The following is an 18,796-nucleotide window of genomic DNA, read 5'->3' as shown; positions in this document are numbered from 1 at the left end:
GAAGCTGGAGCCCGCGCTGTTTAATCTTGCTGCGACCCTGATGCCCCGACTCGCCACGGATGACGAGTTCCACGCTCCGTCCATCGCCGAGTTCTTCCCCGATGCCGTCTTCCACATCGGCGACCTGGTGATCAACCGGATCCACCTCGTCCAGTTCGTCGCGACCATCGCCGTGGTGCTGTTCCTCTGGCTGGGTACCCGCCGCATGCGCGTCGTGCCCGGTCGCTTCCAGAGCGTCGTGGAGATGGCGCTCGACTTCGTGCGGGTCAATGTCGCCGAGGACCTGCTCGGACGCAAGGACGGCCGCCGGTTCCTTCCGATCCTCGCCACCATCTTCTTCATGGTCCTGTTCATGAACCTCACGGGCATCATCCCGTTCATGAACATCGCCGGTACGAGCATAATCGCGGTCCCGGCGCTGCTGGCGCTCGTCAGCTACGTGTCGTTCATCTACGCAGGTGTCAAGAAGAGCCCCAAGAACTTCTTCCGCAACGCACTGTTCCCGTCCGGCGTGCCGCCGTTCCTCTACGTCATCGTGACGCCGCTCGAGATCCTCTCGACATTCATCATCCGTCCGATCACGCTGACGCTGCGACTGCTCATGAACATGGTCGTCGGGCACCTCATGCTCGTGCTGTTCTTCTCGGCCACGCAGTTCTTCGTGATCACGCTCGGAAGCGGGTGGATCGCACTCGGTGCGGGAACCCTCGCGTTCGGCTTCGCCTTCACCCTGTTCGAGGTCCTCGTGGCCTTCCTGCAGGCCTACGTCTTCACCATCCTCACCGCGGTCTACATCCAGCTCGCGGTCGCAGAAGAGCACTGAGCGGGCAGGCATCTGCCTGTCCACCCAACTGAAAGGAAAAACCCGTGGACGCAACTACGGTTCTCGCTGAACTCAACGGCAACATCGGCACCGTGGGCTACGGCCTCGCAGCCATCGGTCCCGCCATCGGCGTCGGCATCGTCGTCGGCAAGACGATCGAGGGTGTCGCCCGTCAGCCCGAGCTGGCCGGTCGCCTGCAGGTCCTGATGTACATCGGTATCGCCTTCACCGAGGCGCTCGCCTTCATCGGCATCGCGACCTACTTCATCTTCCAGTAAGTCCTCCCTTCCAGTTTCGATAAGGAGACAGGATGCTGAACGCTCTTGTCACGAACCTCGCAGCAGAGGGTGAAAATCAGAACCCTCTGATTCCCGCGTGGTACGACATCATCTGGTCGGCGGTGTGCTTCGTCGTCATCCTCTTCGTGGTGTGGAAGGTCGCCCTTCCCAAGCTCTACGACCTGCTCGACAAGCGCTCTGCCGCGATCGAGGGCAACATCGCCAAGGCCGACGAGGCTCAGAAGCAGGCCGAGGCCGCGCTCGAGGAGTACACGCGTCAGCTGGCCGAGGCACGCACCGAGGCCGGTGAGATCCGCGAGGCCGCCCGTGAGGACGGCAAGAAGATCGTCGCCGAGGCCAAGGACGCAGCCACGACCGAGGCAGCTCGCGTGACCGCGGCCGCGCACTCGCAGATCGAGGCCGAGCGTCAGACGGCGCTCGTCTCGCTCCGCAACGAGGTCGGCACGCTCGCGATCGACCTCGCCGGGGGTGTGGTCGGTGAGACGCTCTCCGACGATGCACGTGCGACGGCGGTCGTCGACCGCTTCCTCGCCGACCTCGAAGCATCCGAGAAGGCGGCTCAGTAATGGGCAGCGCGACCACTCAGGCACTCGCGGCATCCACTCAGGCGCTTGCCGCAGCGAAGGGCGTCACTCTCGACACGGCGCAGGAGCTGTTCGCAGCCGCCCGCGCCGTGGGGGAGTCGTCCCAGCTGAGCGGCGCGCTGGCCGACCCTGCGGCTGCGGCGGTGGCGCGACAGAACGTCGTGGCAGCGGTGTTCGGCTCGTTCTCGCAGAATGCGCAGGATGTGCTGAAGACGGCTGTCGCCGAGCGCTGGTCGTCGGCGAGCGAGCTGACGGACGGCATCGAGGAGCTGGCGATCCGGGCCGCGGCCATCGCGGAGCCCGGGGCCGACATCGAGGGGGAGCTGTTCGGGTTCTCCCGCATCGTCGCCGCCAACCCGGAGCTCGAGCTCGCTCTCGGCAGCCGACTCGGAGGAGAGGCCGCCAAGGGCTCGCTCATCGAGCGTCTACTCGCGGGCGGAGCCACGAGCGCCTCGACCGCGCTGATCGTCTCGTCGCTGGTGCGCCAGCCGCGCGAGCGTCGCGTGCGTCAGCTGCTCTCCCGGGCAATGCGCGTCGTCGCGAGCCAGGGCGAGCGCATCGTCGCGACGGTCTACACCGCGAAGTCGCTCACCGACGCCCAGCGCACCCGCCTGAGTGACGCGCTCTCGCGCCGCTACACGGGAACGGTGGCGCTCAACGAGGTCATCGATCCCACCGTCGTCGGAGGTCTGCGCGTGCAGATCGCGGACGACGTCATCGACGGCAGCATTTCCGCCCGTCTCGCCGATCTTCGCCAGAAGCTCGCCGGCTAACACGACTTCGCGCGGGGAACCGCGCACCCAGATACAAAGGGAAGACAATGGCAGAACTATCGATCAGCCCCGACGTCATCCGTGACGCGCTGAAGGACTTCGCCGCGGCATACGAGCCCACCGGGGCTGCGGCGACCGAGGTCGGCACCGTCATCGACGCCGCCGACGGCATCGCCCACGTCGAGGGACTGCCCGGCGTCATGGCGAACGAGCTCGTGACCTTCGCCGACGGCACCAAGGGTCTCGCGCTCAACCTCGACGAGCACGAGATCGGCGTGGTCGTCCTCGGCGACTTCACCGGCATCGAGGCGGGTCAGGAAGTCACGCGCACTGGCGAGGTCCTCTCGGTCCCCGTCGGCGACGGCTACCTCGGCCGCGTGGTCGACCCTCTCGGCAACCCGATCGACGGCCTCGGCGCGATCGCGACCGAGGGCGTCCGCGAGCTCGAGCTCCAGGCTCCCGGCGTCATGCAGCGCAAGTCGGTGCACGAGCCGATGCAGACCGGCATCAAGGCCATCGACGCGATGATCCCCGTCGGCCGCGGTCAGCGTCAGCTGATCATCGGCGACCGCCAGACCGGCAAGACGGCCATCGCGATCGACACGATCATCAACCAGAAGGCTAACTGGGAGTCCGGCGACGTCAGCAAGCAGGTCCGCTGCATCTACGTCGCGATCGGCCAGAAGGGCTCGACCATCGCTTCGGTGAAGGGCGCGCTCGAAGAGGCCGGTGCTCTGGAGTACACCACGATCGTGGCCGCTCCGGCATCCGACCCCGCCGGCTTCAAGTACCTGGCTCCCTACACCGGTTCGGCCATCGGCCAGCACTGGATGTACGGCGGCAAGCACGTCCTCATCATCTTCGACGACCTGTCGAAGCAGGCCGAGGCGTACCGCGCCGTGTCGCTCCTCCTGCGCCGCCCGCCGGGCCGCGAGGCATACCCGGGTGACGTCTTCTACCTGCACTCCCGTCTGCTCGAGCGGTGCGCGAAGCTGTCCGACGAGCTCGGCGCCGGTTCGATGACGGGTCTCCCGATCATCGAGACGAAGGCCAACGATGTCTCGGCGTACATCCCGACCAACGTGATCTCGATCACCGACGGCCAGATCTTCCTCCAGTCCGACCTCTTCAACGCCAACCAGCGTCCGGCGGTCGACGTGGGTATCTCGGTCTCGCGAGTCGGCGGTGACGCTCAGGTCAAGTCGATCAAGAAGGTCTCCGGCACGCTCAAGCTCGAGCTGGCGCAGTACCGCTCGCTCGAGGCCTTCGCGATGTTCGCCTCCGACCTCGACGCCGCCTCTCGTCGTCAGCTCTCGCGCGGTGCGCGTCTGACCGAGCTGCTGAAGCAGCCGCAGTACTCGCCGTACCCCGTCGAGGAGCAGGTCGTCTCGATCTGGGCCGGCACGAACGGCAAGCTCGACTCGATCGAGGTCGAGGACGTGCTGCGGTTCGAGCGTGAGCTCCTGGACTACCTGCGTCGCAACACCTCCGTGCTCGACACGCTGCGCGAGACCAACGTCCTCGACGACGACACGGTCGCGGAGCTGGCGAAGCAGACGGACGCCTTCATCCTGGAGTTCCAGGGTGGCAAGGGGCACGCCATCGGCGCCCCGGGCCACGAGGAGCACGCTGCGGCTGAGGCCGAGGACGTCAACCAGGAGAAGATCGTCAAGGGTCGTCGCGCGTAATCGCGTGAGGAACTGATTCATGGGCGCACAACTCAGGGTCTACAAGCAGAAGATCTCTTCTGCTCAGACGACCAAGAAGATCACGAAGGCGATGGAACTCATCGCGGCTTCGCGCATCCAGAAGGCGATGGCACGCGTCAAGGCGTCCAGCCCCTTCGCGCGGGCCGTGACGAGGGCCGTGTCGGCCGTCGCGACGCACTCGAACGTCGACCACCCGCTCACCCGTGAGCCTGAGAACATCCGCCGCTCCGCGGTCGTGATCTTCTCCTCGGACCGCGGTCTCGCCGGAGCCTTCAACTCGCAGATCCTCCGTGAGGGTCTCGAGGTGGCATCGCTCCTGCGTGAGCAGGGCAAGGAGCCGGTGTTCTACCTGGTCGGTCGCAAGGCCGTCGGGTACTTCCAGTTCCGTCGCATCGAGTCGGCCGCGGAGTGGACCGGCGACACCGACACCCCCTCGTTCCGCACGGCGGAGGAGATCTCGGCCACACTGCTCGAGGCCTTCTCGCGCGGTGCGGACGAGGGCGGCGTCGATGAGATCCACCTCGTGTACAACCGTTTCGTCAGCATGATGACGCAGTCGCCGGAGTCCGTGCGCCTGCTTCCGCTGGAGATCACGGAGGCCGACGACTCGGAGGCGGGCAGCACGGTCTACCCGCTGTACGAGTTCGAGCCGGATGCCGAGACCGTGCTCGACGCGATCCTGCCGGTGTACATCCAGAGCCGCGTCTTCAACGCCCTCCTGCAGTCGTCCGCCGCCAAGCAGGCCGCGACGCAGAAGGCGATGAAGTCCGCCAGCGACAACGCCGACAAGCTCATCACCGACTACACCCGTCTGCGCAACAACGCGCGCCAGGCGGAGATCACGCAGCAGATCGCAGAGATCGTCGGCGGCGCCGATGCCCTCTCGTCGAGCAAATAGACCCTCAGGAAAGAGACGAAAATGACCACCACCGCCACGGCTGACCAGCCGGCGACCGCGGTCGTCGGGCGCGTCGCACGCGTCAACGGTCCGGTTGTCGACATCGAGTTCCCGCACGACTCGATCCCCGACATCTACAACGCGCTGAAGACCACGATCGCCATCGGCGAGGAGTCGACCGAGATCACGCTCGAGGTCGCCCAGCACCTCGGTGACGACCTCGTGCGCGCCATCGCCCTGAAGCCCACGGACGGCATCGTCCGCGGGCAGGAGGTGCGCGACACGGGCGAGGCCATCTCGGTCCCCGTCGGCGACGTCACCAAGGGCAAGGTCTTCAACGTGATCGGCGAGGTCCTCAACGGCGAGCCCGGTGAGACCATCGAGGTCACGGAGCGCTGGCCCATCCACCGCAAGGCCCCGAACTTCGACCAGCTCGAGTCGAAGACCACCATGTTCGAGACCGGCATCAAGTCGATCGACCTCCTGACCCCCTACGTGCAGGGTGGAAAGATCGGTCTGTTCGGTGGCGCCGGTGTCGGCAAGACCGTCCTCATCCAGGAGATGATCCAGCGCGTCGCGCAGGACCACGGTGGTGTGTCGGTGTTCGCCGGTGTCGGCGAGCGCACCCGTGAGGGCAACGACCTGATCCACGAGATGGAGGAGGCGGGCGTCTTCGACAAGACCGCCCTCGTCTTCGGCCAGATGGACGAGCCGCCGGGGACGCGCCTTCGCGTCGCGCTGTCGGCGCTGACGATGGCGGAGTACTTCCGCGACGTGCAGAAGCAGGACGTGCTGCTCTTCATCGACAACATCTTCCGCTTCACGCAGGCCGGTTCCGAGGTGTCGACCCTTCTGGGCCGCATGCCTTCCGCCGTGGGCTACCAGCCGAACCTCGCCGACGAGATGGGCCTCCTCCAGGAGCGCATCACCTCGACGCGTGGTCACTCGATCACCTCGTTGCAGGCGATCTATGTGCCGGCCGACGACTACACCGACCCGGCTCCGGCCACGACCTTCGCGCACCTCGACGCGACGACCGAGCTCTCCCGTGAGATCGCGTCGAAGGGTCTGTACCCGGCCATCGACCCGCTGACCTCGACGTCGCGCATCATGGACCCCCGCTACCTCGGCGAGGACCACTACCGCGTGGCCACCACGGTCAAGCAGATCCTCCAGAAGAACAAGGAGCTGCAGGAGATCATCGCCATCCTCGGTGTCGATGAGCTCTCCGAGGAAGACAAGATCGTCGTGTCGCGTGCACGTCGCATCCAGCAGTTCCTCTCGCAGAACACCTACATGGCCAAGAAGTTCACGGGCGTCGAGGGTTCGACCGTCCCGCTGAAGGACACCATCGAGTCGTTCGACGCGATCACCCGCGGTGACTTCGACCACGTGGCCGAGCAGGCCTTCTTCAACGTCGGCGGCATCTCCGACGTCGAAGAGCAGTGGGCGAAGATCCAGAAGGAGAACGGCTGACCATGGCGCTGCACGTGAGCCTCGTCTCCGCGGACGCGGAGGTCTGGACGGGGGAGGCGAGCCTCGTGGTCGCCAAGACCGTCGAGGGCGAGATCGGCTTCATGACCGGGCACGAGCCGGTCCTGGCGATCCTCGCCGAGGGCCAGGTCCGGATCACCCAGACCGACGGCACCAAGGTGCTGGCGAACGCGCAGGACGGTTTCCTCTCCATGGAGGGCAACGACCTGACGATCGTGGCCGGCAACGCCGCCCTCGTCGCCTGATCAGTTCCACTCGTCGCGTCCGCCTCGACCCCTCCGGGGAGTCGAGGCGGACGCGTCTCTGCGTCATGAGGTCCCATGAAGATCCTGCTCCCTCCCTCCGAGACCAAGCGCACGGGTGGTGACGGCGCGCCGCTCGACGTCGCGGGTCTCGCCTTGCCCGGCCTGGGATCCGCCCGGCGGACGGTCATCGACGCCCTCGTCGACCTCGCCGCGGACGAGGATGCTGCGCGCTCCGCGCTCAAGCTCAGCGCCAAGCAGGCGCACGAGATCGCGTACAACCTCGCGCTCCGCACGGCGCCCACGATGCCGGCCGTCGATCGCTACACCGGGGTGCTGTTCGACGCTCTGGACGCGGCGACGCTCTCGGCGGCCTCGCGGCGTTGGCTGGGTGCCCACGTCTGGATCCACTCCGCGCCGTTCGGCCCCGTGGGTGCGCTGGACCGGATCCCGGCGTATCGTCTCGCGGCGGGCACCTCACTGCCCGGCGTGGCGCCCCTGCGCCGGCATTGGGCCGAGGCGACGTCTGCCGCGATCGCGACGGAGCAGCCCCCGTTCGTGCTGGATCTCCGCAGCGAGGCCTACGTGGCGTTGGGCCCCGTACCGGCAGCCGTTCCCTCCGCCTACGTGCGCGTCGTGACGGAGCACGGCCGGGCGCTCAACCACTTCAACAAGAAGTCGAAAGGGATGCTCGTGCGCGCGTTCGCCGAGGACCGTCCGCGGATCCGTTCGCTCCGCGCACTGCGAACGTGGGCGCGCGAGCGAGGCATCGATCTGCGCGATGCGTCCGACCCCGGTGTTCTGGAGCTCGTCGTCACGGAATGACCCCCGGAGACGCGTGGGGATTTCTCCCCACGCGTGTCGTTGCCCGTAATATCAGCACACCGATATGGTGGGTGTCGCAACGCGCACAGCGTCTGCTCCATCGGATCCGGAGGGGATCATGTACGACGATTACTATTACGGGCCCGGCGCAGCTGCCATCTTCGGCGTCATCGCGCTCGTGGGCTTCCTGATCGCGATCGCGGGCTATGTGCTCACCGCGGTGTTCCTGATGAAGATCTTCGAGAAGGCCGGAGTCCAGGGGAAGTGGCGTGCCTGGGTGCCCGTGTACAACTGGATGGTCTTCGCGAAGCTCGGCGACGTCTCGCCCTGGGTGGTGCTGATCGCGATCGGCCTCTCCTTCATCCCTTACCTCAACTTCCTCACCGGTCTCGCGCTGGCGGTGGTGCTGGCTCTCGCGGCTTGGCGTGTCGGCCTCAAGCTCCAGAAGGACGCGGTCTGGGTCATCCTGTGGGTGCTCCTCGGGATCGTCTGGCTCGGAATCAACGCGTTCGACAAATCGCGCTGGAACCCGAATGTCGCACCCGCTCCGTGGGGCGGTAACGGATTCTTCGCAGACTCGACCGTCTGGGAAGGAATCCCTGCTCAGCCGCGTCAGGCCGCTGCTCCCGGGTACGGCGCTCCCCAGCAGGGCTACGGCGCACCCCAGCAGGGTTACGCCCCGCCCGCCCAGCCCGGCTACGCCCCTCCGGCACAGCCCGGATACGCGCCGCCCGCAGCCCCGCAGCAGACTCCTGGCGTTCCGCCCACCGCGCCGCAGGTGCCTCCGGCAGCGCCGCAGGTTCCGCCGGCAGCTCCTCAGGTGCCGCCGGCCCCGCCCGCCGCGCCGCCCGCAGCTCCGCCCGCACCGCCGGCGGGGCCGTCCGACCCCAACCAGCCCCCGGCCTGATCGCCGACTGCAGAGCCCTCGACCTCGGTCGGGGGCTCTGTGCGTGCCCGGGCGCGACGGATCGCATCGACGATCGTGTGGAACGCTCACCGCGAGACGATAACGTGGAGGTATGGAACCAGCGTCGAGCGGGTATCACCGGCGCGGAGTCCATTACGATGTGTGAGTATCCTGGGGCCACCCGATCCAGGGGCATTTCGGAGGCGACGAGTGGCTGAGACGACGACGAGGACGCACAGCGTCACGGTGGCGCAGCATCCGCTGCTCCTGACGTGGGCGGGAGCGACCGACGTCGGACGACGTCGGGAGACCAACCAGGACGCGTTCTTCGCCGAGTACCCCCTGTTCATCGTCGCCGACGGCATGGGCGGCCACGCGGGCGGGGAGATCGCGAGCCAGAGCACCATCTCACGCCTCGAGGCGCTCGTGACCGAGGGGACCGTCGATCGAGCCGCCATCGAGCGGGCGTTGGACCTCGCGGTCGGTGACATCGCCGAGCACCCCGACACGACGGACGAAGGCACCGGGACGACACTGACCGGGATCTTCCTCGAGTTCATCGACGGCGATCCGCATTGGGTGGCGCTCAACATCGGAGACTCCCGCGTCTACCTCCTGCGCGACGATCGACTCGTCCAGGTGACGACCGACCACTCCGTGGTGCAGGAGCTCATCGCCGCGGGCAAGATCAGTCCGGAAGAGGCCGAGGGGCATCCTTACAGCAACGTCATCACGCGCGCCGTGGGCGCGAGCGAGCTGACCCCGCCGGACTATCTCGCCCTGGAGGTCCGGGCCGGGGACCGGTTCGTCATCTGCTCCGACGGGCTCACCAAGGAGCTCACCGATTACGGCATCCAGCACTTCCTGCGAGAGAACACGGACCCCGCAGCCGCCGTGGACGCGATGCTGGCCGCCGCTCTCGAGAACGGGGGACGGGACAACGTGACCCTCGTGATCGTTCAGGTCTCCGAAGTGCCGAGCGATCTCTCCTCCCCATCCGAGGAATCCGCCGAATAGCCACGGAGACCTGTGGAGGAGCGGTGCCTGTGCACCACTCGGGTGTCCACTGGAGGGATGGACTCCCTCCCGATCGTGATCCCTGCTGCGCCCGCACCGCCCGCGCGCCCTTCGCTCCCGATCATCGCCGCGCTCGTACCCGTGGCTTCGGGCGTCGTGCTCTGGCTCGTCACGGGCTCGCTGCTCTCCCTGTGCTTCGCCGCGCTCGGCCCGCTCATGCTCTTCGCGGCCGTCGTCGACGGACGCCGTTCCCGGCGAGCGGCCCGTCGGCGTGCGGAGGTCGAGGAGGAGAAGGGATGGGCTCGCGCCGAGGACGAACTGCGCGAGCGCCACGAGTCGGAGCGCATGCTCCGTCGGCACCGGGATCCCGATGTGGTGAGCGCGCTGGTGGACCCACCACTGCGCGAAGGGCGACGACCGGACCCCGAGACCGCGCTCGTCGTCGGTTCCGGCGCGCGGACGAGCGCGGTGCGTGCGGTCGGGGGCGGAGAGGGAGAGCGTGCGCGCGAGTTCCAGGTCCGCTGCGGGCGCATCGAACAGGTCCCGATCACCGCTCCGCTCGGTCGAGGCATCGCACTGCGCGGCCCCGCGGTGCTCGCGGCGGCGGCGTCGCGGGCGCTCGCCGTGCAGCTCTGTCTGCGCTTCGGCCCGTCGCAGCTCGCCCTGGTCGGCGCTGCGGTCGAGCATCTCGGACTCTCCTCTCTGCCGCATGCGCGTGCGTCCGGACGTGCAGCCTTCCGGCTGGAACTCCTGGTGCACGGTTCGTCGGCCGTCCCCGACGCCGACGCCAGGGTGTGGTTGCTTCCGCCGGGGCAGGCGGTGCCCGACGGCATCACGAGCGTGATCGACATCGCGGAAGCGCAAGGCGCGCACCTGCGCACCGCCGAGGGCGTGGTCGATGTGATGCCCGAGTTCCTCTCGCGCGGGCAGGCCGGCGCGGTGAGTTCGGAGCTCGAGGAGGAGTCCGACGACGTCTTGCCGATCCCCGATCTCGTCCTGCTCGGCGATCTGCCGCAGGAGGCGAGCGCGACCTCGCTCGCCACGACGGTCGGACGAGGCGCGGGGGAGGACATCGTGCTCGACCTCGTGGAGGACGGGCCGCATGCGATAGTCACCGGTACGACGGGATCCGGCAAGAGCGAACTCCTGGTGTCCTGGGTGACGGCGCTGGCGAGCACGTACGGCCCCGATCGCGTGGTGTTCGTGCTCGCCGACTTCAAAGGCGGCACTGCCTTCGATCCGTTGCGCGCCCTCCCTCACGTGGTCGCAGTGGTCACGGACCTCGATCCGGTAGGGGCGCGCCGCGGCGTGTCGAGCCTCACAGCCGAGTTGCGACGGCGGGAGACCGTGCTCGCCGATGCGCGTGCCCGGGACATCGTCGAGGTCGACATGCCGCGCCTGGTGATCGTCGTCGACGAGTTCGCTGCGCTGCTGCAGGAGCATCCCGATCTCGCGACGGTCTTCACCGATATCGCCGCGCGGGGACGAGCGCTGGGGATGCACCTGGTGCTGGGGACGCAGCGCGCGGTCGGCGTCGTCAGGGACGCGCTCGCGGCGAACTGTCCTCTGCGGGTGAGCCTCCGGGTCGGGGATGCCGCTGACAGCCGCGCGGTGATCGGCAGCGACGCGGCGTCCGCGATCGGCGGTGGCCCCGAATCCCGAGGCCTCGGTCTGGTTCGGCGGCCCCGCGACCAGGATGCTCGAACGGTGCGGGTGGCGCTGACCCGCAGCGAGGATGTGGCTCTCGCCGCCGCGCGATGGGACTCCTCGGCCGTGTCGCCGAGTCCATGGCTGCCTCCGCTGCCGCGCCGGATCGCTCTCGCCGACCTGCGGGAGACGACGCCTCCGGGTGCTGTCCTGCTCGGACGGGCCGACCTTCCCGAGAGCCAGGCTCAGCCGTTGGAGATCCTGCAGGTCGGGCGCGACAAGGGAATCGCGCTGATCGGCCAGAGCCGCTCCGGACGTACCGCCGCGGTCCGCGCGATCGCCGCGCAGTGGCCTGGCGCGGTCCTCGTACCGAGCGACCCGGAGGGGGCCTGGGACGTCATGTGCGACCTCGTGACCGATGGCGGGCGCGCTCAGCAGGCCGCGCTGATCCTGTGCGATGATCTCGATGCTCAGCTGGACGCGCTTCCCCACGAGCATGCGGCCCATCTCGCGCAGCTCTGGGAGAGGATCATCCGCGGGGGTTCGCAGTCCACCTTCGTCCTCACGGCCACGAAAGCCCACGGCGCGGCCGGTCGGATCCTCGACCTGCTTCCGCGTCGCGGCCTCCTTCGGACGAGCGGCCGCACCGACCATCTCGCCGCCGGGGGAGACGCGGAGGGGTATCTCCGGGACCGTCCACCCGGGCGCGCCCGGATCGGGGACCGTGAGGTGCAGATCGCCTGGGTCCCGGAGCAGCGTCTGCGATCGACACGGGCGGGGCACCTGCGAGCGACGACGCCCGCGTGGCGACCGCAGGCATCGATGACCGCCGTCGTCAGCGCCGGCGCGCCTCAGGCGATCGCGGATCTCGCCCGCGCCTTCCCCGATTACACCGTCGGCAGCCCCGCGGATCTGCGTACCGCGGCACCGGAGAACCCGGTGGTCCTCGTTGCGGACGCCGAGACCTGGCAGCGCGAGTGGGCGCTCTGGCAGCGGGTGCGCGTGGAAGGCGACGTCCTCGTCAGGGCGGAGCATCCCGTCGAACTCCGTCAGCTCACCGGGATCCGGGAGCTGCCGCCGTTCGCCCGCTCTCACGCCGGACGGGCGTGGCTGGTCCGGGGCGCCGAGTCTCCGCGACGGGTGGTGATCGATGCCTGGAACTCAGGGTCGTGAGTCGTGAGCTGTGAGCGGTCAGGCCGTCAGATGCCGGAACCGACGCGGATGCTGCCGACGACGCCACCCGCGCCGAGCACGCCCAGGGGGAGGGCGGCCGTGAGCGCAGCGAGGTCGGCGTCCGCGATGGCCCCGGAGCGGTTCAGGAGCGTCGCGGCGACGAGGGTCGAGGCACGCGCTCCGCCGTCGAGCATCTTCAGGGCGACGGTGGTGCCGTTCGGCGCGACCATGACCATGACGCCCTCGGCGCCGCCCTTCGCGAAGACGCCGAGCGTCTCGATCGCGATCGTGTCGGGACGCGCAGGACCTTCGATGGTCCAGGGGTTCTCGCGGACCGCGCGGACCAGGGAGCCGGCAACCCGGTGCAGCGCGAACGGCGAGCGGTCGGACGCCGTGCCGATGCGATGGATGGAGCGGGCGAGCCCGGTCAGCGTGATCGCGTACACGGGAGCCCCGCACCCGTCGACCGCGGTGTGGGCGACCTTCTCGCCGGTCAGCCGCTCGATGACGTCGCGGATGTGCGCCTGCAGCGGATGCGAGGGGTCGAGGTACCCCTGCGTCGGCCAGCCCGTCGCGACGCAGGCGCGCAGCATCGCCGCGTGCTTGCCCGAGCAGTTCATGCGGATGCGTTCCTGCTGACCGTGCTCGCGCACCATCTCGTCGCGCGTGGCGGTGTCGCTCGGCCACGCAGTGGGGCACGCGAGGTCGTCTTCTGTGAGGCCGCCCTCGGCGAGCACATCGCGCACGACGTCGGCGTGGCGGTCGGTTCCCACGTGGCTCGCGGTCGAGAGGGCGAGCTGCTCGCCGTCGAGTGCAGCCCCTGCCGTGATGCAGGCGACCGCCTGCAGCGGCTTGAGGCTCGAGCGCGGCAGGATCAGCGCATCGGCGTTGCCGTGGCGGGCAATGACCTCCCCGTCCGGCGAGAGCACGACGGCAGCTCCCGCGTGGCGGGACTCGACGAACCCGCTCCGCTCGACGACGGCGAGTTCCACGGCATCCTGAACGGTGAGAGTCTCCAGCACGTCGTCAAGGATATCGTCGCGGGCGCCCGGGAGAGTCCTCCAGCGGCTGGCGTCGCCCACTCGGGCGCGTTGACACAGACTGGATGCCGTCGCGACGCTGTCCGAGGGGGCTGGCAGACTGGGGGCATGGCTCACAGCACTGCGCCCCTCGGCGACCACCGCTACGCGCTGACCGCGACGTGGACAGGCAATACCGGCACGGGCACGAGCGCCTACCGCGAGTACCGCCGTGACGTCACGCTCGAGGTCGAGGGCAAGCCCGAGTTGCTGGCGTCGGCCGACAAGCCGTTCCGCGGAGACCCCTCACGCTGGAACCCGGAGGACATGCTGCTCGCCTCCTTGTCGCAGTGCCACCTGCTGTCCTACCTGCATGCATGCGTGACCGCGGGCGTCGTTGTCCTGTCCTACCGGGACGCGGCGACCGGCCTGATGCGCGAGAACGGAGCAGGCGGGGGAGCGTTCGTCGAGGTGATGCTCCGTCCGCAGGTCGTGGTCGCCGAGGCCTCCATGATCGAGGCAGCGGAGCGCGCGCACGCTCAGGCCAACGAATGGTGCTTCATCGCGAACTCGATGAACTTCCCGGTGCGCCACGAGGCGACTGTCACCGCGCACGCCGGCTGACGCCTGCCTCCTGAGGCCTGACTCCTGACGGCGAGAGTGTCGTGGATCAGCGGCGTTCGTGTGGGAGTGCCTGCTTGATCTTCTCGATCGCACCCTGTGCTGGGGCCTCGTTGTAGGCTCCGGCGAGTTCCTGCCCGGAGAGGGCGTGGATCGCGGCCATGATCTCGTCGGTCGCGAGGCGACGTGCGCGGCCGCTCTCGGCGGGGCCGTGCGGTGACAGGTCGAGCGGCTCGCCGAACCGGACCGTGATCCTCTCCTTCAGCGTCGGGACCTTGGCTCCGACCGGCATGACCTTGTCGGTGCCGATCAGACCGACCGGGACCACCGGGGCCCCCGTCTGAAGAGCGAGGAACGCCACCCCTGTGCGGCCCTTGTACAGGCGTCCGTCGGTGGATCTCGTCCCCTCGGGGTACAGCGCGACCGCAAGACCCTCGTCGAGGAGCTGACGCTGCACGTCGAGAGCGTCGAGCGCGGCCTGACCCGCGCCACGACGAACGGGTATCGCGCCGATCGACTGGAAGAACGTCTTGCTCAGCCAGCCGCTGAAGCCGGTGCCCTCGAAGTAGCTGGACTTCGCGAGGAAGTGCACGGGCCGGGGGGCCGCGACCGGGATGGCGATCGAGTCGATGAACGACAGATGGTTGCTCGCGAAGATCACCGCGCCTTCGCGCGGCACGTTGTCCCGGCCTTCGATCCGCGGGCGGTACACGCCGCGCGCGAGCGGGGTGATGAGACTGCGCCCCAGCGCGTAGGCGAATCCCGTGTGCCGTGGCTTCGCCGAGTCCTCGGGCGACGATTCGGGCTCGACGGGCTGCTCTGACGTCATCAGAGCAGAGTACCGCCGGATTCATGCTCGTGCGGGAATGAAGCACCATCGCGCGCCTCCCAGCGCGGACAAAGGGCGATGAGAGATGATGGACTGTCCCGCCCGCGAACCCTGAGGTCTCACTGTGCGCAAGCGTCCGCTCATCGTCCTGTCCACCGTCGCCGCAGCGACCCTCCTTCTGGCGGGATGCTCGGGCGACGCCGCCCCCGACTCGACGGCCGACCCGACATCGACCCCCAACACGGCGTGCATGGCCGATCTGCCATCGGGCGCGGGATCGGACGCCGTCGTTGTCGACGGCGAAGGAGCCGACGCGAAGGTCTCCGTCCCCGCGGGGACAGAGATCACCGCCGCGGAGCGGACCGTCGTGAAGGAGGGCAGCGGTGACGACCTTCACGCCGGCGACCTCGTCTCGCTGCGCTATCAGCTCGTCGATGCGGCGACGAGCGAGGTGCTCGCGAGCTCATCGCTCGGCCCCGATGGTGTCGTTCCCGCTCTGCTGAGCAGCGGACAGTCGCAGCAGCAGAACTACGACCTGACTCAGGAGTTCGCTTTCACGGCTGCCGTCGAATGCGCGCCGCTCGGCTCGCAGGTCGCGCTCGCACTGCCTCCCGTCCAGGACGGTTCGAACGCGAACATCCTCTACGTCGAGACCATCGAGAAGCTCCCGACGACCGCTTCCGGTGAGGACGTCGACCCCGTCGAGGGAATGCCGACCGTCGAGCTCGACGACGAGGGAGCCCCCACCATCACCATCCCGGACGGGGACGCCCCGACCGAGACCGAGGTCGAGACGCTCAAGAAGGGCGACGGACCCGTCGTCCAGTCCGGTGATCTCGTCACCGTTCAGTACCGCGGCGTCAAGTGGTCCGACGGCAGCGAGTTCGACTCAAGCTGGGGTCGCGGTGCCGTGCCCGCGCAGTTCCCGACCACCGGCGTCGTGACCGGCTTCAAGATGGCTCTCGAGGGGCAGACCGTCGGATCGCAGGTCCTCGTCGCGATGCCGCCGAAGGACGGCTACGGCGTATCCGAGGGCAACGAGCTCCAGAACGAGAGCCTGGTGTTCGTCGTCGACATCCTCGGGACGACGCCGATCGCGCAGGCCGGCTGATCCGTTCGAGCCGAGGGCGTGGCATAGGCTGACGTCATGCGTCGCATCATCGTCCTCGGCTCCACCGGTTCCATCGGCACCCAGGCGCTCGACGTCATCCGCGCGAACCCGCGACGGTTCGAGCTCGTCGGTCTGGCCGCAGGCAGCAACGCCGAGATGCTGGCGGAGCAGGCCGCGCGCTTCCAGGTCGAGGACACGGCATTGGGTGCCGAGCAGGCCGAACAGCTCGTCCGCGATGTCGAGGCGGATGTGGTGCTGAACGCCATCACCGGATCGATCGGACTCGGATCCACCCTCGCCGCGCTCACGGCAGGTCGCACGCTCGCGCTCGCGAACAAGGAGTCGCTGATCGTCGGCGGGGAGCTCGTGCTCGCCGCGGCGGCGCCCGACCAGATCGTCCCCGTCGACTCCGAGCATTCCGCGCTCGCGCAGGCGCTCCGCAGCGGCACGCACGATGAGGTCCGCCGTCTCGTCGTGACCGCGTCCGGCGGACCGTTTCGCGGGCGCACCCGCTCCGAGATGGCCGAGGTCAGCCCGCAGGAGGCCCTCGCGCATCCGACCTGGGACATGGGTCGCATGGTGACGACGAACTCCGCGACCCTCGTCAACAAGGGGCTCGAGGTGATCGAGGCGCACCTCCTGTTCGACATCGCGTACGACGACATCGAGGTCGTGGTGCATCCGCAGTCCATCGTGCACTCCATGGTGGAGTTCGTCGACGGGTCGACCATCGCGCAGGCCTCACCGCCCGACATGCGCCTGCCGATCTCGCTCGGCCTCGACTGGCCGAGCCGTGTCGGTGGTGTCGGGCGTCCGCTCGACTGGACGAAGGCCACATCCTGGACGTTCGAACCGCTGGACGACGACGCGTTCCCGGCCGTCGCGCTCGCGAAGGCCGTCGGACGCGCCGGCGCCACGTTCCCCGCGGTCTACAACGCCGCGAACGAACAGGCCGTCACGGCGTTCCACGAGGGGCGTCTGACCTTCCTCGGGATCGTCGACACGATCTCCCGGGTCGTCGACGCGCACGAGCCGCCGGCATCGCTCACGGTCGAATCGCTCGCCGACGCCGAACTCTGGGCGCGTCGCACGGCGGACGCGCTCATCGCCAAGGTCTGAGCGCAGTCTGCACGCCGACGTCCGTCACCGCGCAGGACGCCGCAGTCAGTCCTCTGGCGCGTAGGGGACGGGCCACGCAGGATCCGGCACAGGCCACCCTGCGGCCTTGAGTGCACGCCGCGCGAGCTCTCGCGCCGAGTACGGCGTGCGCACGCCACGGATGTCGCGGTAGTCCTGGTGGCCGGGTCCCGCCCACAGGATCGCGTCGCCGTCGCCCACCATGCCGACCGCCGCCACGATCGCCGTCTCGGGCGGCGAGAACTCGTGGATCTCGGCATCCGGCTGCGCCGCGCGGGCGCCGGCGACGAGGGTGGCCCTGATGGACTGTGGATCCTCGAAGCGCGGGTGATGGTCGGTGACGACGAGGATGTCGCTGCCCTCCACGGCCGTGCGGGCCATGTCGTAGCGCTTGCTCGCGTCGCGATCCCCGTCGGCGCCGAACAGCATCAGCACCTTACCCGGCGTGACGCGACGCACGGCGGCGAGGGTCTTCTCGAACGCGTCGGGGGAGTGGCCGAAGTCGACGAACACCGCGGGTCCTGTCCCGCCCGAGACGAGCTGGGTGCGCCCGGGAAGGTGCGCGTGGATGCCGCCGTCTCTCGCGAGCGCTCCGGTGATCCGCTCCCAGGAGTAGCCGCCTTCGAGCAGCATGACGATCGCGAGAGCGGCGTTCGCCGCCATGTGCGGGCCGATCACGGGGACGGTCGTCGTGAGGGAGCCGGAGGGGCCGGTCATGGTGAACGTCGTGCCGGCGGCGCGCTCCTCGTCGATCGTGACGACCCAGTCCGCGCGCTCGGCGGCCGCGCGGTCGGTCGCGATCGCTGGCGTCGCCACGGTCACCACGGGGATCTCGGCACGCTGGGCGACGATCGCACCCGACGCGGAGTCGAGGCACACGACGGACGTGATCGCGCGGTCCGGACGGAACAGGGGAAGCTTGGCCTCGAAGTACTCCTCCATGTCGGCGTAGTCGTCGAGGTGGTCGTGGCTCAGGTTGGTGAACCCTGCGACGTCGAAGCGGATGCCGTCGACGCGGTGCCTGGAGAGCGCCTGCGCGCTCACCTCGACGGCCACGGCCTCGACCTCACGCTCGCGCATGAGCGCGAGAAGGGCGTGCATCTCGGAGGCCTCGGGCGTGGTCAGACGAGAGACGATGACCTCGCCGGCGATGTGACGCTCGGCGGTCGACGACAGGCCCGTCACCACGCCGAGCTGGTCGAGGATGCCCTCGAGCAGATGCGAGACGCTCGTCTTGCCATTCGTTCCGGTGGTCGCGAACAGAAGCGGCAGCGGGTCGTCGGCTCCGGTCCCGTACACCCACGCGCTCAGATCCCCGAGCACACCGCGAGGATCGTCGACCACCACGATCGGAAGGCCGGCGGATGCCGCGATGTCGGCGCCGGCGTCGTCGGTGATGATCGCGACCGCGCCCTTCTCCGCGGCCACCGGTGCGAACTCCGCGCCGTGGCGGTTCACCCCCTGGATCGCGACGAAGGCCTCTCCGGCGCGGAGGTCGGCGGTGGCGAGGGTGATCCCGGTCAGGGTCACTCCCGTCGCGTCGCCGCGCACGTCACGCGCGAATCGGGAGGCGAGTTCGGACAGCTCACGCCGGGGCGGGTTCGCGGGGCGGAGCACGGGCGGCAGGCTCGGTTGCTGTTCAATCGACATGTCGTCTCCATGATCTCACGGAGGGACGGTCGAATCGG

General features: G+C 68.8%; 18 protein-coding genes. 15 read left to right on the top strand and 3 right to left on the bottom strand.

Annotated elements, in window-relative coordinates:
• The first annotated feature begins 40 nt into the window (after window positions 1–40).
• The 12 genes from atpB to MRBLMX7_RS02790 all read left to right on the top strand — a co-directional run bounded on the left by atpB (window position 41) and on the right by MRBLMX7_RS02790 (window position 12,391).
• Entirely contained in the window at window positions 41–823 is a 783-nt protein-coding gene (gene atpB / locus MRBLMX7_RS02845; protein WP_363366100.1) for a F0F1 ATP synthase subunit A, read from the top strand.
• Window positions 824–867: 44 nt separating this feature from the next.
• Window positions 868–1,101, top strand: a complete 234-nt coding sequence (gene atpE, locus MRBLMX7_RS02840; protein ID WP_050721281.1) for an ATP synthase F0 subunit C — start codon at window positions 868–870, stop codon at window positions 1,099–1,101.
• 32 nt (window positions 1,102–1,133) lie between these two features.
• Window positions 1,134–1,688, top strand: coding sequence for a F0F1 ATP synthase subunit B (locus MRBLMX7_RS02835; RefSeq protein ID WP_363366099.1), 555 nt, complete (start codon window positions 1,134–1,136; stop codon window positions 1,686–1,688).
• Complete coding sequence (locus MRBLMX7_RS02830; protein ID WP_363366098.1) at window positions 1,688–2,479, top strand: F0F1 ATP synthase subunit delta; 792 nt, start codon at window positions 1,688–1,690, stop codon at window positions 2,477–2,479. Before MRBLMX7_RS02835 ends, MRBLMX7_RS02830 begins: the two co-directional genes overlap by 1 nt.
• Window positions 2,480–2,526: 47 nt before the next feature.
• Complete coding sequence (gene atpA, locus MRBLMX7_RS02825; RefSeq protein ID WP_363366097.1) at window positions 2,527–4,167, top strand: F0F1 ATP synthase subunit alpha; 1,641 nt, start codon at window positions 2,527–2,529, stop codon at window positions 4,165–4,167.
• A gap of 19 nt (window positions 4,168–4,186) precedes the next feature.
• Window positions 4,187–5,086 carry a F0F1 ATP synthase subunit gamma gene (locus MRBLMX7_RS02820; RefSeq protein WP_050721277.1) on the top strand — a complete coding sequence of 300 codons (900 nt, stop codon included), beginning with the start codon at window positions 4,187–4,189 and terminating at the stop codon, window positions 5,084–5,086.
• Window positions 5,087–5,107: 21 nt separating this feature from the next.
• The gene (gene atpD / locus MRBLMX7_RS02815; RefSeq protein ID WP_050721276.1) at window positions 5,108–6,562 is read left to right on the top strand and encodes a F0F1 ATP synthase subunit beta; all 1,455 of its coding nucleotides are present in this window, start codon (window positions 5,108–5,110) and stop codon (window positions 6,560–6,562) included.
• Between the two features lie 2 nt (window positions 6,563–6,564).
• Window positions 6,565–6,825, top strand: coding sequence for a F0F1 ATP synthase subunit epsilon (locus MRBLMX7_RS02810; RefSeq protein WP_050721275.1), 261 nt, complete (start codon window positions 6,565–6,567; stop codon window positions 6,823–6,825).
• 75 nt (window positions 6,826–6,900) lie between these two features.
• Window positions 6,901–7,647, top strand: coding sequence for a YaaA family protein (locus MRBLMX7_RS02805; RefSeq protein ID WP_363366096.1), 747 nt, complete (start codon window positions 6,901–6,903; stop codon window positions 7,645–7,647).
• Between the two features lie 118 nt (window positions 7,648–7,765).
• Complete coding sequence (locus MRBLMX7_RS02800; protein WP_363366095.1) at window positions 7,766–8,554, top strand: large exoprotein; 789 nt, start codon at window positions 7,766–7,768, stop codon at window positions 8,552–8,554.
• A gap of 210 nt (window positions 8,555–8,764) precedes the next feature.
• Complete coding sequence (locus MRBLMX7_RS02795; RefSeq protein ID WP_363366094.1) at window positions 8,765–9,571, top strand: PP2C family protein-serine/threonine phosphatase; 807 nt, start codon at window positions 8,765–8,767, stop codon at window positions 9,569–9,571.
• 57 nt (window positions 9,572–9,628) lie between these two features.
• Window positions 9,629–12,391, top strand: a complete 2,763-nt coding sequence (locus MRBLMX7_RS02790; protein ID WP_363366093.1) for an FtsK/SpoIIIE domain-containing protein — start codon at window positions 9,629–9,631, stop codon at window positions 12,389–12,391.
• Window positions 12,392–12,417: 26 nt separating this feature from the next.
• On the opposite strand, the gene MRBLMX7_RS02785 is transcribed toward MRBLMX7_RS02790, so the two are convergent.
• Window positions 12,418–13,413 carry an asparaginase gene (locus MRBLMX7_RS02785; protein WP_363366092.1) on the bottom strand — a complete coding sequence of 332 codons (996 nt, stop codon included), beginning with the start codon at window positions 13,411–13,413 and terminating at the stop codon, window positions 12,418–12,420.
• A gap of 126 nt (window positions 13,414–13,539) precedes the next feature.
• On the opposite strand from MRBLMX7_RS02785, the gene MRBLMX7_RS02780 reads away from it, so the two are divergent.
• A complete protein-coding gene (locus MRBLMX7_RS02780) occupies window positions 13,540–14,034 on the top strand; it encodes an OsmC family protein (RefSeq protein WP_363366091.1) in 495 nt (164 codons plus the stop codon).
• A 46-nt stretch (window positions 14,035–14,080) separates the two neighbouring features.
• On the opposite strand, the gene MRBLMX7_RS02775 is transcribed toward MRBLMX7_RS02780, so the two are convergent.
• On the bottom strand, window positions 14,081–14,860 hold the full coding sequence (locus tag MRBLMX7_RS02775) for a lysophospholipid acyltransferase family protein (RefSeq protein WP_363366090.1): 780 nt from the start codon (window positions 14,858–14,860) through the stop codon (window positions 14,081–14,083).
• Window positions 14,861–14,984: 124 nt separating this feature from the next.
• On the opposite strand from MRBLMX7_RS02775, the gene MRBLMX7_RS02770 reads away from it, so the two are divergent.
• Together MRBLMX7_RS02770 and dxr are read left to right on the top strand one after the other, a co-directional pair.
• Window positions 14,985–15,971 (top strand): FKBP-type peptidyl-prolyl cis-trans isomerase, encoded by a 987-nt coding sequence (locus MRBLMX7_RS02770; RefSeq protein ID WP_363366089.1) that lies wholly within the window; start codon window positions 14,985–14,987, stop codon window positions 15,969–15,971.
• A 36-nt stretch (window positions 15,972–16,007) separates the two neighbouring features.
• Window positions 16,008–17,090, top strand: a complete 1,083-nt coding sequence (gene dxr / locus MRBLMX7_RS02765) for a 1-deoxy-D-xylulose-5-phosphate reductoisomerase (protein WP_363366088.1) — start codon at window positions 16,008–16,010, stop codon at window positions 17,088–17,090.
• A gap of 45 nt (window positions 17,091–17,135) precedes the next feature.
• On the opposite strand, the gene MRBLMX7_RS02760 is transcribed toward dxr, so the two are convergent.
• Window positions 17,136–18,758: a Mur ligase family protein gene (locus MRBLMX7_RS02760; RefSeq protein ID WP_363366087.1), complete on the bottom strand. Its 1,623-nt coding sequence runs from the start codon at window positions 18,756–18,758 to the stop codon at window positions 17,136–17,138.
• Between the last annotated feature and the right edge of the window lie 38 nt (window positions 18,759–18,796).

It is taken from the genome of Microbacterium sp. LMX7-1.2, from assembly GCF_040675935.1.
Classification (GTDB): domain Bacteria; phylum Actinomycetota; class Actinomycetes; order Actinomycetales; family Microbacteriaceae; genus Microbacterium.
The sequence above is the reverse complement of the archived record's forward strand: the minus strand, read 5'-3'. Positions and strand labels throughout refer to the sequence as shown.